Annotated in this window: 14 protein-coding genes and 1 pseudogene; 7 read left to right on the top strand and 8 right to left on the bottom strand. The window is 57.8% G+C overall.

The features are described 5' to 3' along the window. Position 1: 1 nt before the first annotated feature. Positions 2–2,179 carry an AAA family ATPase gene (locus JI75_RS04235; RefSeq protein WP_205911735.1) on the bottom strand — a complete coding sequence of 726 codons (2,178 nt, stop codon included), beginning with the start codon at positions 2,177–2,179 and terminating at the stop codon, positions 2–4. Between the two features lie 288 nt (positions 2,180–2,467). Here JI75_RS04235 and JI75_RS04230 point away from each other — a divergent pair, with 288 nt between their 5' ends. Further along, positions 2,468–3,550 carry an IS1595 family transposase gene (locus JI75_RS04230; RefSeq protein WP_052241584.1) on the top strand — a complete coding sequence of 361 codons (1,083 nt, stop codon included), beginning with the start codon at positions 2,468–2,470 and terminating at the stop codon, positions 3,548–3,550. Between the two features lie 71 nt (positions 3,551–3,621). Here the strand turns inward: JI75_RS04230 and JI75_RS04225 are convergent, their stop codons facing one another. The 7 genes from JI75_RS04225 to JI75_RS04195 all read right to left on the bottom strand — a co-directional run bounded on the left by JI75_RS04225 (position 3,622) and on the right by JI75_RS04195 (position 9,066). Beyond that, positions 3,622–4,116, bottom strand: a complete 495-nt coding sequence (locus JI75_RS04225; protein ID WP_039689008.1) for a nucleotidyltransferase domain-containing protein — start codon at positions 4,114–4,116, stop codon at positions 3,622–3,624. A gap of 159 nt (positions 4,117–4,275) precedes the next feature. Continuing rightward, positions 4,276–4,845: a hypothetical protein gene (locus JI75_RS08745; protein ID WP_052241583.1), complete on the bottom strand. Its 570-nt coding sequence runs from the start codon at positions 4,843–4,845 to the stop codon at positions 4,276–4,278. Next, on the bottom strand, positions 4,842–6,095 hold the full coding sequence (locus tag JI75_RS04215; protein ID WP_039689006.1) for a relaxase/mobilization nuclease domain-containing protein: 1,254 nt from the start codon (positions 6,093–6,095) through the stop codon (positions 4,842–4,844). The genes JI75_RS08745 and JI75_RS04215 overlap by 4 nt, the downstream gene beginning before the upstream one ends. Then, positions 6,095–6,517 carry a plasmid mobilization protein gene (locus JI75_RS04210; RefSeq protein ID WP_039689003.1) on the bottom strand — a complete coding sequence of 141 codons (423 nt, stop codon included), beginning with the start codon at positions 6,515–6,517 and terminating at the stop codon, positions 6,095–6,097. Before JI75_RS04210 ends, JI75_RS04215 begins: the two co-directional genes overlap by 1 nt. A 274-nt stretch (positions 6,518–6,791) precedes the next feature. Next, a complete protein-coding gene (locus JI75_RS04205; protein WP_039689002.1) occupies positions 6,792–7,694 on the bottom strand; it encodes a ParB/RepB/Spo0J family partition protein in 903 nt (300 codons plus the stop codon). After that, positions 7,681–8,448 carry a ParA family protein gene (locus JI75_RS04200; protein WP_039689000.1) on the bottom strand — a complete coding sequence of 256 codons (768 nt, stop codon included), beginning with the start codon at positions 8,446–8,448 and terminating at the stop codon, positions 7,681–7,683. The genes JI75_RS04205 and JI75_RS04200 overlap by 14 nt, the downstream gene beginning before the upstream one ends. 249 nt (positions 8,449–8,697) lie before the next feature. Next, positions 8,698–9,066 carry a YraN family protein gene (locus JI75_RS04195; RefSeq protein ID WP_039688998.1) on the bottom strand — a complete coding sequence of 123 codons (369 nt, stop codon included), beginning with the start codon at positions 9,064–9,066 and terminating at the stop codon, positions 8,698–8,700. A gap of 448 nt (positions 9,067–9,514) precedes the next feature. Here JI75_RS04195 and JI75_RS04190 point away from each other — a divergent pair, with 448 nt between their 5' ends. The 6 genes and pseudogenes from JI75_RS04190 (at position 9,515) to JI75_RS04170 (ending at position 16,584) form a co-directional block, all read left to right on the top strand. Continuing rightward, entirely contained in the window at positions 9,515–10,498 is a 984-nt protein-coding gene (locus JI75_RS04190) for a helix-turn-helix transcriptional regulator (protein WP_039688996.1), read from the top strand. 80 nt (positions 10,499–10,578) lie between these two features. Further along, a complete protein-coding gene (locus JI75_RS04185; protein ID WP_039688994.1) occupies positions 10,579–12,657 on the top strand; it encodes a type I restriction-modification system subunit M in 2,079 nt (692 codons plus the stop codon). After that, positions 12,650–13,789, top strand: a complete 1,140-nt coding sequence (locus JI75_RS08925) for a restriction endonuclease subunit S (protein WP_082019745.1) — start codon at positions 12,650–12,652, stop codon at positions 13,787–13,789. Before JI75_RS04185 ends, JI75_RS08925 begins: the two co-directional genes overlap by 8 nt. An 81-nt stretch (positions 13,790–13,870) precedes the next feature. Then, a complete protein-coding gene (locus JI75_RS04175) occupies positions 13,871–15,244 on the top strand; it encodes an ISL3 family transposase (protein ID WP_052241581.1) in 1,374 nt (457 codons plus the stop codon). 434 nt (positions 15,245–15,678) lie between these two features. Next, positions 15,679–15,819 (top strand): annotated as a pseudogene (locus JI75_RS09430) (putative RNA methyltransferase); the annotation flags it as partial. A gap of 63 nt (positions 15,820–15,882) precedes the next feature. Then, positions 15,883–16,584 (top strand): methyltransferase domain-containing protein, encoded by a 702-nt coding sequence (locus JI75_RS04170; RefSeq protein ID WP_052241580.1) that lies wholly within the window; start codon positions 15,883–15,885, stop codon positions 16,582–16,584. Positions 16,585–16,590: the final 6 nt, after the last annotated feature.

Below are 16,590 nucleotides of genomic sequence, written 5' to 3'. Positions count from 1 at the left end.
TTTAGCTCACGGCAGCCCTCAGGCGCTGAGTCCATTCCTTGACCTTGCCCGGTTCGTCGTACCAATATTCGCGCAAGAGCGGGACAAGCTCGTAGTTGACGATCGTGCTGAGGCGTGCGGAATCCGCTTTTCCGTTCGGGATATTGCAGAAATAGCTATGGCCAATGCAGAAGCCCTCTCCTAGAGTTTCGTCCTCGGCGATTTCAGCATTAAGAGCCTTGACGGTTGCGATCAGCGCATCAAATTGCCTGCTGTCCAGATTGTCCGCATATGCCCCAAAGCCATCTGAATCGAATCCAGGACGGATGTCGAAGAATGCGAATCGCCTGCGAAGGGCGTAGTCCAACATCGCCAAGCTTCTGTCGGCGGTGTTCATCATGCCGATGATTCGGACGTTTTTCGGAACAAAGAACTCTTCGTCCGAGTACAACAGATTTAAGCCAACACCTCGCTTGTCGGCTTCAATGAGCATGAAGAGCTCGCCGAAAATTTTGCTAAGGTTGCCCCTGTTAATCTCGTCGATGATGAGGAAATACTCATTATCGCTGTCGACCTCTGCTTTTTTGCAGAACCGGTAGAACGGTCCTTTTCTCAGCTCGAACCCACTGCCGGAAGGTCGGTAACCTTCGATGAAGTCCTCGTAGGAATAACTTTGATGGAATTGCACCATCATGACCCTTGATGCGTCTTTCTGACCCATGAGGGAGAACGCCAATCGCTTTGCGCAGTATGTCTTCCCGACACCAGGCGCGCCCTGGATGATCACGTTCTTCTTCGTACGGGTAAGGAAGGAGAGCTCCTCATAATCTTCCTCGCTCATAAACACGTCGTCGAGGAACTCGTCTTTCGTATATGCGGGATAGGCCGATTCGGGCGCCTCTTCCTCGGACTCGTAAGAGGAGAAGAGGCCTTCCATCTTTTCAACGTAATCCTTGTAGGGAGTAATGTCCGTAAGGGTCTTGATTGCTGCTTGACCCGGATGCTCCCAGGTTCCAACGTGGGTCCATTCAACGGATCTGACATTGGACCTGTCTTTTCCCAAGGACGGCACATAGCGGTAGTCTGAGGTGACAATACCCCTGCCGATGACCTCGGAGATTCCGCGCTTGGCGTAGACAATATCGCCAGGCTTCATCTCGTTCGCGAATTGCCAGGTCGCGTGGGCGGCGTTCTTGTAAGGCTTGGAAGGGTCGATCTTTTCCTTCATGGCCTGCTTCATGGCTTCCTTGCTCGCATAGGCGGACAAGTCCCCGATCTGCTCCCAGCCGATGGCGATTTCTCCGCGATCCCTGAGCTCGTCCCAAAGAAACGCCCCTGAGCCAGGTGAGTATAGCCAGTAGTGCGTTCCCCTTACATCGGTGAGAACCTCATCGGTGGCGACATCATCGCTGGCCGCCTTCCTGTTTTCCTCATTAACCTTTTCGGAGACAATCCATGCCTCATGGGAAAGCGAGGGGAAGTCGGAGAAGCAGTAGTCACCATCAGCGAACGTTGCTGCAATGCGGTCGCAAATGGACAGGTATTCGCTTGCCTGGGGAACTTCTCGAAGAGCCTTGACCTCTGCCCTGATGTCCTCGGGGAAACCAGACATCTCGTCGATAAACCAGCGGTTTCGGCTGTCGAGGTTTAGGAAGGAATAGGGACGGATCCAGTAGAGGCCCATCGTGAGCTTCCAGCGGTTACCTTTAAGGTCCTTAACGGCATCAAAAGAAGAGGAGAAAACGTCTTTGTTCTCCTCGGTCTTGGCATCCGCGAAAGTAATAGCAGCGCCAAAGAGGGTCCACAGGTTGTCGATATCGTTTTCTCCACGAGAAGCGTCATCTCTGAACCTGTAGAAGGTAGCATTAAGGTTGTTGAGGACTGGGACTCCGTCGAATGATTCGGGTACGGGGGAAGACATCCCGAATTCCTCAGCGAAGGCGCCCATGATCGTCTTTCGATTCTTGTCGGTGATGCCCTTGTTGAAAAGGCCGATGACGGTGAAGGGGTCAATGTCAGCAGGAGGGTTTTCCGCTTCGAGCTTAGGGAGCTTCAAGCCAGCTTTCGAGAAAACGGATTGAATTGCGCTTACTAGCTCTCCTCTATTACCCATGTACCTAAGGAGCGAGTCTGCGAATTCTTCGTAGAAGCTAATCCACTCCGTGTTTCTTTGAGCCGACTGCATGTGATCATCACCCAATTTGATATCTCCTCGCCCAATGCCTTTTTCCAGATAATTCTAAGGCATTTGTAAAGCGAAGCATTTTGCCTGACGGTGACTTGAGCTGTTTGATACTCGAGAGTCTCAACACCGGGCGCTGCATTCGCTGGCCAATGCCCATTACTGGGATTCTAGAACGAGCGTTGGCCAATCTATGTCCGCGCTAACCGTTGTGTTAGACCGCTTTGGATAAGTGTCCTATGCACAGTACACGCAGCAGGACCCCCAATTGCGACAATTCCATCATCAGGAAAGATGGAGGTTGCAATGGAAGACGTGCTCACCCAGCTGACGAGGCAGTTCCTCCCGCAGATGACGGCTGCCGAGAAGAGCAGGGCCCTGAGATCGCTCAAGGCGCTGATAGACGCGGAGTTGTTCGACCTCGCGGCAAGCGAGGGGGCGGAAGACGATCCCGACAGAGCCTGCCCCTGGTGCGGCTCCCCGCATTACGTGAAGAGGGGGCGAGACGGGCGCGGCCGTCAGCGGTTCCTCTGCCGAGGGTGCGCCAGGACCTTCACCGACGCCACCATGCGCATCTTCTCCACCACCAAGCTCGACAGGTCGGCCTGGATGAGGTTCGCGGAGTGCCACGTGGACATGCTCCCGCTGCGCGAGTCGGCGGAAAAGTGCGGCGTGTGCCTCAAGACGGCGTTCTTCATGCGCCACAGGCTGCTCGAGGCCATGGCCAAGCGCATGCCCGCCTTCCGCGTGGAGGCCGGCGGCGGGGCCGAGCTCGACGAGTGCTTCTTCAGGGAGAGCTTCAAGGGAAACCGCTCCAGGTCGGAGTCCGGCGTGCCCAGGAAGCCCCGCGCAAGGTCGCAGGGAACCGACGGGCACGAGAAGATATGCGTGCTCACCGGCATCAACGACGCCGGCGACATCTTCTACGAGATCGCGGGGAGGGGCGGCCTCGACGAGGCGGCAGCCAGGGAGCTGCTCGCCGACAAGCTCGCGGTCGGCGCGATAATCTCGACGGACCGTGCGCACGTGTACCGCCGCGTCCTGCCCGCCCTCGGCGTCGGCGAGCACATCGCCAGCAAGAGGGAGGAGCACGCCATCAACAGGGTGAACAGCCTCCACTCCCAGATGAGGCACTTCATCGGCAGGTTCCGGGGCGTCTCCACGAGACGCCTCGAGAACTACCTCGCCTGGTTCAAGTGGACGTGGTGCTTCAAGGTCCGCAGGAGCGCGGACGAGCTCGCCGAGCTCATAGTGAGGCAGGCGGCCCGCGGCACGTACGAGAAGACCTGGCGCCAGTACAAGGTGACCCCCTATCCGTTCTACGAGTACTGGATCAAGCAGGCGAAATGGGACTCGCGTGCGCGGAGGGCCATATACGGCGTGGCGTGATGTCCAGGGCGGTCTGGCGCAGCGCATCTGCGGCAAGCGCTGAAGTCGTGACCCGATGCAAAAAGCAACAGCTAGCGATATTCTTCGGGAACGTCGAAACCGTACTCACGGCATAGGAGCATGACATCGTGGACGTCGTGCTCGTCATGCTGATAGCCCAAGTGAAACAACAGCTGGCTTTCGGGGTCGATGCACGACACCTCCACCTCGCCGATGCGCCCCCTCCCCGAAAAGACCTCCCCGGGAAAACGATCTCCCTGATACAGAATATCGCCATTCTCGGCGAAATCGAAGCAATGCAGGTCGACGATGCGCCCCGCCTCGTCTTGCCACACCGTGTGATCTTCGGTGGTGAAAGATGCAGCCACCTCGGAAAACCCCTCATCAGCAATTAGATCCACGAACCTTTGGTAATCCCCGCGCTGAACGAACAGGTCGATGTCGTTATGAGCCCTGGTCTCACGCCCGACAAGCGCATCGACGCCCCAGCCGCCATCAAGATATACGCCAATGCCCGCACCTGCGGAAAGGCCGATTATCCAACACGCATCATCCTTGGTGACCATAGGAGCTCCTTCGCTTTCGCCTGCTATTTAAGCAAGAAAGATTATAGGAAAAGTCCCAGTATCCAAAGTGGTCTAACACAACGGCGCTAACGGACACCCTGCACTTACATGAACCTGAATACGGCTTTAATCAGCCATCTGATAAATCCTGAGATGCACTTACCAATCAGCTTCATCCATATCACCCCAATCCTCTGAGACGACCCTCGCGCCGCCCTTCTCCGGTTGCTTTTCCATCGCTGCTAACGCGTACTCGACCGCGGTCTTCGTCACTCCGGGGATAGCTGGATTCTCCTCTCCGGTCTCGATGACCATGAAGGCATGCAGTTTCCTTATCCTTTCGAGTACGCCGTCGTTCGAGGCACCGATGCGCATGAGCGCGGCTGACTCGAACTCCCTCATATTGCAGACATCACCGGCGATCCTCGCGATGACCATCTCTCCATCGACGGTGACGTCGCATAGCTCCTTTGCTTCCTCCGCGGTAGAGAGTAGGAATCTCCATCCGCGGGACCGCCTTGCAACGGGGATTCCCGCGGCACCCTTTCGGAACTCGGGCTTGGCGGCGTAGTAGTTCGCGACCAGCCAAAGCCCCTCTTCCTCGATGTCGCCCAGGCCGATCTCGAAATCCGTGAGCATGTTCTTCGAATCGAATGGCGCAGAAGTGGCATAGGCGTTCGTATCAAACACATCGATGCGCCCACCCGGGTAGGTGATCCTGATGTTCATCGCTCGTTCCTCCTTCGCTGTTGCTCACGTTGCCTTGCAGCCAGGCTTCTTTGCTCGTTCTGGTTCGTCCTGGACCTGCGCCTGTCGACAAGCTCCTCCTGCCTCTGCTCGTACCTGACCTGCTGAGGCATAAGCCCGTGCTCGGTCATATACTCCTTCGCCTGCATGAGCCTCTGGGCGCCCTCGCTGCCGATCTGGCCGCGTCGGGAGAGGGTAGCGAGGCGAGCATCGAACTCCTCCAGGGACTCGACATCGAACTTCGCGCAAGTCTCCAGCGCAGCGGAGAGTTTTGAAAGGTCCTCCAGGTCGTTCAGCTCGACAGCGTTCTCGGCGCGCTTCCTGATCTCGTCGATTGATTTCTCGGTGGGTCTGTATGCCCCGCTCCTATCGAAGCGCCGCTGCAGCATCTGCTTGCCGTAGGTGTAGCCAAGCCGCTCTCCGGAGACCTTCTTCGAAGGCCAGTCCGCAAGCGAGAAGATCCAGTCGTCCCGGCGCGCCTTCGAGGAGTTGTCGGCCACATGAACGTCCAAGGCGTCCAGGATCGCGAAGAACTCCGCCTCGCTGGCGGCCATGGTCTTCGCAAGGGCCACGCGCGCCCTGATATCGCCGACCCAGGTGTATCCGCCCGCCTTGGCGATTTCCCTCTCCTGCCGTCCCAGGTAGACGTTTCTCCGTGTCCTGGGCGCGTTAACCTTGTTCTTCTCAGCCGCGTCAGCCTTGCCCTCAGATGGCTTCCTCTGGTTCGACAGGCCCGAAAGTCCTCGCTCCCGCGCCATGTCCTGCAGCGCCCGGTTAAGGTCCTCGGGGTGCTCGGTGTGCATTCTGTTGCCAGTTAGGAGGTTGGTGCTATTGACGACGATGTGGGCATGGGGGATGCCGCGAGCGTTGTCGTCGTGGTAGACGATGGCGATCTGGTTGTCGGGGAAGAACCTGAGGGCCCAGGCGCTTGAAAGCTCCCGCAGCTCTGCAAGGCCGATGGCGTCATCTGGGTCCGGGGAGAGGACGAAGTGCTTGAAAGTTCTGGCCCTCATTCCATGCCAAGGTTCGTCATGTCCAAACTCGGCCCTTGTCGCATCCATCTCGACATCCCAGAGCACAAACTCCTTCTTGTCCTCGGGAGTGTCGATGTCTTTACGCTCGTCCCACGAGAGATTGAAGAAGTCCCTTGCTAACGCGCGGTTCTTCTTCTCCAGATACCGCCTGATTCCGACGGTTGAGCCATGCCCCGATATCGGTTTCAGAATTGGCATTACTTGTCAGCCACCAAAACAAGGCTCTGCATCTGGCCGAGCTCGTAGGCGAGGCGCTCAGCGTTGCGGTTCACGGTGACGAGCTCCACCTCGATCTCCTCCGCCTTGGTGCCGATGAACTCTCGGTCGATGGTGCCGCGCGCGACGTAGTAGTTGATGGAGTTCATCGCATGGACCGCCTGGTTGTAGTGGTACCCCCATTTGGTCAGCTCCCTCGACATAGCGTTCATCGCCTTTCGGTCCACGAGAATCGCATGCTCCGCCTCGGGGTTCTCCTCGGTGGCCAGGGGGATTCGCACGAGGTATCGGAGATACTCGGACTTGGTCAGCCCCGCATCCTCGCAGCGCTTCTCCAGCTTCTCGTAGTCTTCCTGAGCCATGCGGAAGGTGAGCCGCTGTTCCTTGTTGGTCTTCTTTGCCATGGTTTGCTCCTATGCTCTCCGCGCATCGCGCGGTCGTGGTTTGTCTAAAGCAGGGGCGCGGGGGATCCCCCGCCAGGCGAGCCGCTTTTCTTTTCACCGCGGCCGCCTGCTATTCCGGGCGTACTCCGGAGCGAGCCCTCACACAGCTCGCGACAAAGCTGCTCGAACGTGCCCGGAACAAATGCCTTGGGCTGTCAGATTTCTGTCTGACGCCCATGGGCTACTTGCTGGATTTGCCGCCTGAGCCCCTTACGGGACCAGGCGGCATGAAAGGTCATCTCTTCATGAAGCGGGCCGTCATCTCCGCAATCTCGCGGAGGGCCCGCAGGTCGTGGTCGGTGACGTTGCGGTGCGGCTCGTCGAGCCACGCGGCGATCTGGCGCTTGGCCTTCGCGAGCCTCGGGTCGGCAACATGCTTCGCGCCGGCGTACTCGACCACGTAGTCGGACAGCTGCTTCTTGCTGACGAGGCCGCGGCCCTTGCGCTCGTAGAGGTCCGACTGGTCGGGCTTCGGAAGGCTGCTCAGCGCCTCCACTGCGGCGGCGGTGAGGTTGCCGCTGTCTGCCTCCGAGGCCCATTCCGGGGAGAGGTCCTCGGCAATCCTTCGGGCCATGCGCTCCTCGCGCTGGATGGTCTTGCCGGAAACCCTGCGGCCCGTCTGCTGCTCGATAATCCTGGCCTTGACGTCCTCGGTGCGCATTCCCGTGAGGGACTTGTCCTTTTGCCGCAGTGCCCTGACCTCCATGCCGAGGGCGCTCGTTGCGGCGGCCCTCTCGGAAACGGTCAGCGCCCTGACGAAGTAGTTCGCCGTGTGCAGCAACGTCACGGACTGCTCGTCGCTGATTCCCTCGATGATGCGGCAGGGCATCTTCTCGTACGAGGGGTCCTCCCTGGAGAGTAGCTCGTATGCCGCCTTGCGCCTGTGGCCCGAGATCATCTGCCATGACCCGTCGCCCATCTTTCTCACCAGCGGGATGTCCGTTAGGCCGTTCTCGGCGATGGAGAGGGCGAGCTTGCGGATGCTCTCGCGTTCCATGGAGTAGGTTACGTTAGCGGGGTGGTCTGCGATGGTTCGCACGTCGATCTCGACGACGGGGTAGCGCTCCCTGGTCTTGGATGACTGGTCAAGAAGCCCTGTGATGGAGAAGCCTGCGGCCACGTCCCTAGGCGAGCTCATGTGATATCTCCTCGGCGAGCGCCGCGTAGTCGAGCGCCGGCCTGCTGCCGGGCTCGAAGGCCGTCACGGGCTTCCACTGCCAGCTGCCCTCGCAGACCTTCGAGCTGGCGTGGATGACGGTCTCGAACTGGGACTGCGGGAAGAAGTTGTCCAGCACTTGCGCGCCGGTGGACTCGGCGTTGGTCATGCGTCCGGGGACGCAGGTGCGCAGGATTCGGTACTTCGGTGTCGGCATCCTAAGCGCCTCGGCGATCGACTTGGTCGCCTCCACCGTGAGGGCGGTGCCACGCATGACGGTGGAGTCCAGCTTCACGGGAATCACCACCAGGCCGCCGTCGGCGGCGGCGAGGTAGGCGTTGAAGGCGAGGCGCTTCATGACCGGGGAGCAATCGATGAGGCAGACGTCGTAGTCTTCGGAGGCGTCGTCCAGGGCGAACTTGAGCCTCTGCTCGCGCAGGAGCAGCTCGTTTTGGTCCACCAGCTCGATGGTGGAGGGGATCACGGAGAGCCCGTCGGTGTCGGTCTCGTAGGCGAGCTTGGAGACGGGTCGTCCTCCGTAGAGGAGCTCGATGGAGGTGCGGTCCTCGGCGGCTGCCCTCTCGTAGAGGCCGAAGAAGTCCGTGGCGGAGGCCTGGGGGTCGAGGTCGATCAGCAGGACCCTCTTGCCCTGGGAGGCGTAGATGCTGGCCAGGTTCACCGCCGTGGTGGTCTTGCCGACGCCTCCCTTGTAGTTGGATATGGCTATCGTGCGCATGGAAATCCCTTTCCTTCTTGCATCGGTGGCGCGGGCGATGTGGAAGTCCCGCGCCAACGAAACCTTATTTCGTCTGAATCGTACGTTTTTGTCCGACAAACACATCATATCACAAAACGTACGATAACGTACGATGTAAGAAGGAAAGGTGCACCGCGGAGATCCATGGGCATGGGCTCGTCGTGCGAGCAAACGAAAGCCGGGCGCCCCTGCGGGCGCCCGGCCTCCTCCTCGGAGGAGTGGAGGTCGCTACTCCTCGTCGGACTCCATCGTGGAAAGCTGGTTGATGTGATGGCGCAGGAGGGCTCGGTCCTCGCTCACGACCATCATCGAGATTGCGTCGAATCGGACCGAGATGTCACCGCGCTCGGCGTTCTCCGCGAGCCACTTGGCTGCGAGGGCCTCGCGCTTGACGCGGTCGTTGTCCTCCTCGGGGAAGCCGTCGGTGGCGTTTTTGGCCTCGACGGTGACGAAGACGATGGTGTCCTCGTCCATCGCGACGACGTCGATGGTGCCGAAGCCGTCGGGTGCCTCCCAACTGGTGGAGAGGACTTCGTAGCCCCTGCGCTCCAGGAACCTCTCGGAAGCGGCGATTGCCTTCTCGTGCAGATTGCTCATAACGTGACCTCCTAGTCTTATCGGCTCGCCCCTGTGGCTTGCCTTGTGACACGGAGAGCGCGCGGGTCCGAGGGGGCGGAAAGGGAGGAAGCGAAGACATGTCTTGGAACAATCATCCCCATGCCGCTAGTTTTCCGGAGCGCAGCGGTTTGTTTCGGCGGGATCCAAACCTCCCTCCCACCGCCGAAAGAAATCGGAAAAATATCGCGGCCCTTGTAGCCCCTGCGGTTCCGTGCGAGCGTGCGTGGTCAAGGAAAGCCAGGGCGGGATGGCATGCGGAGGGCGCGTGGAAGATGCGCGGGCGGAATCGCCACCCGGGAGGCCGTGGCCGCTGGGTGCCAAGAGGCGACACTATGGGACACCCATCTATTCGGTAACCGCGTTCTGCGATAGAATACGAGGATATATTTGTCGGACAAACCCCAAGGCCAGAGACGGTGAGGCTCCCGTGACGTACAACAACAAGGCCAAGCTGAAGACCCTCTACGTCAAGCAGATCCTCGAGGAGGAAACCGACGCGGAGCACGGCCTGTCGATGAGGCAGATCATCGAGAGGCTGGAGCAGTTCGGCATCAAGGCTGAGCGCAAGAGCGTCTACCGCGACATCGAGGTGCTTCTGGAGTTCGGATGCGACATCCAGACCTACCAGAGGAACCCAGTGGAGTACGCCATAGTCCGGCGAGACTTCGAGCTCGACGAGCTCATGCTCATGGTTGACGCGGTGCAATCGAGCAAGGCGCTGACGAAGCGGCAGTGCAACGCGCTGGTGACCAACATCAAGCTGCTCGCCAGCGACCACCAGAGGGCGCTCCTGGAGCGCAGGATCCACGTCCCCGGCAGGATCAAGACGAAGAGCCAGAGCGTGTTCGCGAACGTGGACGCCATCCACGAGGCCCTAAGGCTCCGCAGGAAGGTGGAGTTCGCCTATTACCGCCGAAACGTCGACGGGGAGCGCTACGCGACCCGAGACGGGAGGCCGCACGTCGTGACGCCCGTGGAAATCGCCTATGCGGACGGGTTCTACTACCTGACCGCCTGGGACGACGACCACGGCAACATGGTCGAGTACCGCCTCGACCGAATGGGCAAGGTGAGGGTGTCCGATAGTGAGGCCTCCCGAAACGACGAGATAGCCCATCATGTCTACGATGAGGGGAAGTACGAGTACTTCGGCAGGTTCGGCGGTGAGGAGGTCACGGCGACGCTCAGCGTGAGGGCCGACAAGGTCGAGATCGTCATGGACCGCTTCGGAGACTCGGCGGAGATCTCCAGGATCGACGACGCGTCCGCCAAGGCCCATGTCCGGATCAGGAAGAGCGAGCAGTTCTTCGGCTGGATCGCCGGCATGGGAAAGACGGTAACTATTGCCGGGCCAAAGAGCCTGGTTGAGGAATACAAAGAATACTTGAGAGATTTGCTCAAGGATGAATAAAGCCCTTTGAAGAGAGAAAGCAGCATCTTTTTCGCTGCGAAAGGTTCAAACGGAGTATAGCTTTTGCTGCTTGGGAGGAAATGATGGCTGGAGATAAGAAAAGCTTTAATTATGCGAATGAAATATGGAACATTGCCGACTATGTTCGCGACATCGTAAAGCGAAAGGACTACAACAAGGTTGTTCTTCCGTTCGCTCTTCTGCGCAGGCTGGAATGCGTCCTTGAGCCCACTCGCGAAGCCGTTTGTGATTGTTTCAAGAAGAATGAAAGTAAATGGGGTCGCGAGCACGACAACTACTGCTTCATATCTAATAAGCCTTTCTATAACGTCTCCAACTATCGACTTTCAACTTTGCCTTCTACGGGTACTCTCCAGGCGCTGAACAACTACATCGACGCATTCTCGCCCAATGCTCGTTCCATCATGCAGCGTTTCAAGACCGGCGAGGTGTGGGGTTCGCTGGAAGAACACGACATGCTCTATGAAGTTTGCAAACGTTTTGGCAGGTTCGACCTGTCTCCTGAAAATGTTTCTGACCGTGAGATGTCAGAAATCTACGAACACCTTATTGAGAAATTCGGTGATGAGATTGCCGAAGACGCGGAAGACTTCATGACCCCTAAAGATGTTGTTCGCCTTGCAGTCACCATGGTCTTCGCAAACGATGACGAGCTGATGAACTCCGACTCTGGTATCGTCCGTACTCTGTATGATCCCACCTGCGGTCATTGCGGCTTCATTACGGACGGCCTTGACCTTCTCGACGAATGGCACTCCGAAAAGAAGATGGTTGCTCCAGCATCGATCCTTCCTTACGGTGAGGAAATTGAAGCAGAGAACTGGGCAATGGGCAAAGCTTCGCTTTTGCTTCGCCATACGGGCACCTCTTCGACCGAAGACCTGTCTCGCTTTATCGCTTACGGCGACACGCTTCTTTCCGATGCTGATACAGGCGATGCCTTCCCGGGCAAAACCTTTGACTATATTCTGAGCAATCCTCCTTACGGCAAGAAGTGGGAGAAGGAACAAGATAGCGTTAACGCTGAAGCGGCAAAGGGCTTCAATGGACGCTTCGGTGCCGGCACACCGTCCATCTCTGACGGTTCCATGCTGTTCCTGCAGCATCTGATTTCTAAATTCCACAGGCGTGAAAAGGACGGTTCTATAAAACCGTCTCGCGCTGGTATTGTTCTTTCCGCGTCTCCTTTGTTCAATGGTGATGCTGGTTCTGGCCCTTCCAACATTCGCCGTTGGATTTTGGAACAAGACTATCTGGATTGCGTTGTAAAGCTGCCTACGGATATCTTCTTCCGTACTGGCATTGCAACTTACCTCTGGATTTTGACCAACGATAAGCCTGCTAACCGCAAGGGTATGGTTCAGCTTATCGATGCATCTGAACAGCGGACCCAGCTTCGCAAGCCTAAGGCGAAGAAGCGTTTTGAGTTGTCGCAGGCTCAAATTGACCATATTGCACAACTTTATTACGACGGTCGACAGACCGAGGAATCTGTGATCGTTCCTGTGACTGACTTCATGTTCCGCAAGGTCACGACCCAGCGTCCTCTGCGTGCAAAGATTAATGTGAATACGAGCAAGTTTGAAGATCTTCTTACCTCTTCAAAGCCGATGTCTAAGCTTGATGCGGACATTGCAATGGCTTTGAAGGATGCTCTGGGAAAGGAAGCTGGCTACCAAACCTGGGCTTGGGCCGATGAGTTTGCCAAGGCGTTCATCAAGAGTTATCCGACTAAGATTAAGCTAACTGCAGCACCGCTTGCAAAAGCCATCCGTTCCACGTTTGGTGAGACTAACTCTGAATGGGATGTTCTTCTGGACAAGAAGGGCGAGATCGTTCCTGACCCTGAGTTGAAAGACTTTGAGCAAATCCCGTGGGGCATGGACTTTGGTGACTACATGACAAACGAGGTCTTGCCTTATGCCGAGGACGCCTGGATTGACCAGAGCATTGAAGATACTTGGGTAGGTCCTGACAACCGTATTGCTGGTGGTGTCGGCATCGTGGGTACTGAGATTTCCTTCAACAAGTATTTCTACAAATACGTTCAGCCCGAAGACCCCCAAAAAATTGCTGATGAGCTTCTTGAAATGGAGACCGACCTTGAGACCTTTATGAAGGAGGTCTTCAATGATTAGGCCCATGAAAGATTCTGGTGTTGGCTGGATTGAGGAAATTCCTTCAAATTGGTCAACCAAAAGACTTCGGTTTATGTTCTCTTTTGGTAAAGGTCTTTCCATAAAGAAAGAAGACTTAACCGATGAGGGCGTTCCCGTCATTAGTTATGGTCAAATTCACTCGAAGAAAAATCCTGGTACACGCGTTGTTGATGAATTGATTAGGTTTGTTCCAGAGGTTTATTTGAAGACAAACCCCAGTTGTTTATGCTCGAAGGGCGATTTCATTTTTGCAGATACATCCGAGGATTTGGGTGGATGCGGAAATGCCGTCCTGATAGACAAAGAGTATCCGATATTTGCGGGATATCATGCGATTACCGCGCGTCCAATCATTGATTGTGATAGTAGGTTTTTTGCATATATGTTTTTGACCGACGGATGGCGTGACCAGTTTAGAAAAATGCTCATAGATGTCAAAGTCTATTCAGTCAATCAAACGCGTTTGAAGAACACGACGGCAATTATTCCGCCTTACGACGAGCAACAAAGTATCGCAGACTACCTCGATGAAAAGTGCTCCCAGATCGACCAAGCTATCGAACGCTGCAACAGCATTGCAGACCGCCTTGCCGATTACAAGAAAACCCTAATCTTTCATTGTGCTACCAAGGGTCTCAACCCCGATGTGGAGATGAAAGCCAGTGGCATTGAATGGATTGGCGATATTCCCAAAAACTGGGAAACCCGTCGTTTGAAGTACTTGTTTGATATAAAAAAAGATATTGCTGGCGAAGAAGGCCACACAGTGCTTTCCATCACTCAGCGCGGTATCGTGCCAAAAGATTTGGAAAGTAATCAGGGGCAAGTTGCAGAAAGCTATGCGAATTATCAGCTAGTTGAGCCTGGTGATTTTGCGATGAACCACATGGACTTGCTAACTGGTTGGGTCGATATCTCAAAATATCCTGGCGTAACAAGCCCTGACTATCGTGTCTTCAAAATCCAAAATCCCAACCTATCCTTCGACCGATATATGCTGTATCTGCTCCAGACTTGTTATTCAAAGAAAATCTGGCTCTTCGGTGGTTTCTGTGGGAGAGATTCCGGCATAGGCCCAGCTCAGCGGGCGAAAACAACGATCTGGAACTGAAACGGCCCCGGGAGGGGCCGTTTCCGCGTCATCCGCCTATGATTACTAAGCCAAATTCAGACAACCGAAGAGGTGTGACGCATGAAGAGTCTACTACTTCTCGCCCTCGGTCTGGCCCGCACGGTCGTCCTGGGCGCGCGCATCGAGGCCGAGCGCATCGTCGTGAGCGTCCGGCCCTACAAGCGCGAGCAGCGCCGCTGCCCCGTATGCGGCAGGGCCTGCGACTTCTACGACATGGCGAACCGCGGGGCCCCCAGGCTGTGGAGGGCGATGGACCTGGCGCGCTCGGCCTGCTACCTGGAGTACGCGCCCTGCAGGGTGCGCTGCCCGGAGCACGGCGTGCGCACCGAGGCCGTCCCCTGGGCGCGGCACGGGGCGCGCTTCACGCGCGACTTCGAGGACTGGGTGGCGTGGCTGGCGGTCCGCTGCACCGCCTCGGCGGTCTCCGAGCTCGCCCGCGTCGAGTGGCACAGCGTGGGCGGCGTGTGCAGGCGCGTCTACGCCGAGCTGGAGGCCGCGCGCGGCGCCTCGAGGTTCGACGGCGTGCGCCGCATCGGCATCGACGAGACGTCGTACAAGAAGGGCCACAAGTACGTCACGGTGGTCGTCGACCACGACCGCGGCTGCCTCATCTGGGCGCACGAGGGCACCGGCAAGGACGTGCTCAACCTGTTCCTCGACGAGCTCACGCGCGAGCAGAGGCGCGCCATAGAGGTGGTGACCGCCGACGGCGCGAGGTGGATAAGGCAGCTGGTCAAGCGCCGCTGCCCCAACGCGAGGTGGGTCATGGACCCCTTCCACGTGGTCCAGTGGATGAACGACGCGCTCGACGCCGTGCGCTGCGAGGAGTGGAACGCCGCCAGGGCCGCCGCCAGGGCCGCCAGGCCCAGGCCCGAGGGCAAGCGCGGCAGGCCTGCCAAAGGCGAGCTGCCGCCCGAGGAGGTCAGGGCGCTCGAGGAGGAGGCGGCCTCCATCAAGGGCAGCCGCTACGCGCTCGTGAAGAACCCCGAGGACCTCACCGACGGCCAGAGGGCGAGGCTCGAGGCGCTCAAGAAGAGGGCCGGCTCGCGGCTGGTCAGGGCCTGGGAGCTCAAGGAGGACCTGCGGGCCGTCTTCCGGGCAGCCGACGGCTCCGAGGCCGCCGAGCTGCTCGACGACTGGATGCACAGGGCCGCCTACTGCAAGATCGCCAAGGTCGTCGCCGTGGAGAAGAAGGTGCGCCGCCGGCGCGACGACATCATCGCCGCAGTCGAGCTCGGCATCAGCAACGGGCGCGTAGAGGCCATCAACAACAAGATCAAGGTGGCGGTGAGGATGGGCTACGGCTTCCGCAACACCGACAACCTCGTGGCCCTGCTCATGCTCAGGTGCGGCGACTGCCAGCCCCAGCTCCCGGGTCGCCCGGTGAAGGCGAGGAAGAAGGGCGTGAAGGGAGCGAAGAGCGTTGCTGCCTAGGCTAGCCCCTTGTCACACAAACTACCGAAGCCTCCTTTTTTCACCTGCTGAAGGTTATCAATCTTCTTATTGAGTATCTCGGCATTCTTTCTTCTGCCAATGCCCTGGCGGGCAGATCCACCCCCCTTTCGGCTGGTTCGGGGGCACAGGCATGCCCTGACGGGCAGATCCACCGCCCTTTCGGCTGGTTCGGGGTCGCAGGCATGCCCTGACAGACGGCTGCATTGCCCATATGCGTTTTGCGCGCGAGGACCCTGTTGCTCCTGTCAAAAGCGTGGCGAAATGAAGTGGCCCAAAAGAGGGCAGCAGAATACCGAAATCCCAGCTTGAAATAGCTCAGCTATTTGTCACTGTGCGGTTCTGCCTGCTGTGATTAGCCATGCACTGCTGGGGAAGACTCATCCGCTAGAATTGCTTGGACGAAAGGAGACGCAATGGTACTCGACAGATACGCGCGATTTGCTGACAGCGCCGACGTGCTCTCTTGCCCCCTTTGCCACAGCGCCCTGAAGCTGCAGGAAGGGAGCCTCGTATGTCCGAAGAGGCACTGCTTCGATATCGCAAAGCAGGGGTACGTAAACCTTCTAGGGCCCTCCAGGCAGTCAGCCCACTACAGCAAAGAATCCTTTGAGAGCCGCATGGCAATCCTGGAGGCAGGGTATTACGACCACGTGAAAGAAGCCGTCCTCACCGCGGTAGGAAGGGCCCTTTCCCCAAGCGAGGGTCCTGCAGCTGTGAACGCGACGCCATTCCGCGTGCTCGACGCGGGATGCGGAGAAGGCTTCTATGCACGTGCAATCCGAGAAAACCTCTGTGTCGACGTGGTGGCGTTTGACCTCTCAAAAGACGCCATGCTGATGGCGGCCCGCCACGATTCCAGAAAGGCGGTCAAATGGCTGGTTGGCGACCTGACGAACATCCCCGTGCTGAAAGGCTCCATCAACTGCGTGGTGGACGTATTCGCTCCCTCGAACTACGACGAATTCAAGCGCGTTCTCACCCCAACCAGAAACGCCTCCGCGCCAGGAGTGCTGGTCAAAGTGGTTCCAGGCAGCAATCATCTTACGGAGCTGCGCCACCTTGCTGAAGGATCTTTGCGCAGCAAGGAATACTCAAACCAGCTGGTGACCGATTGCTTTGAGAAGCACTTCAAGATGACCGACCGCATCAAGGTGACGCGCACCTTCGAGATGTCCGAAAGGGACGTCCGCGTGTTCGCCGAGATGACGCCGCTGCTGTTCGGCATCGACGCGGAGTCCCTAAATCTATCGCGTGTGAAAAGCATCACCATCGAGGCTGAATTGCTGGTGGGCACCCCTCGCTCCCAAGGCCCTTCATGAGCTCAG

Origin of the sequence: Berryella intestinalis (genome assembly GCF_000814825.1) — a bacterium.
Lineage (GTDB): Bacteria > Actinomycetota > Coriobacteriia > Coriobacteriales > Eggerthellaceae > Berryella > Berryella intestinalis.
The sequence above is the reverse complement of the archived record's forward strand: the minus strand, read 5'-3'. Positions and strand labels throughout refer to the sequence as shown.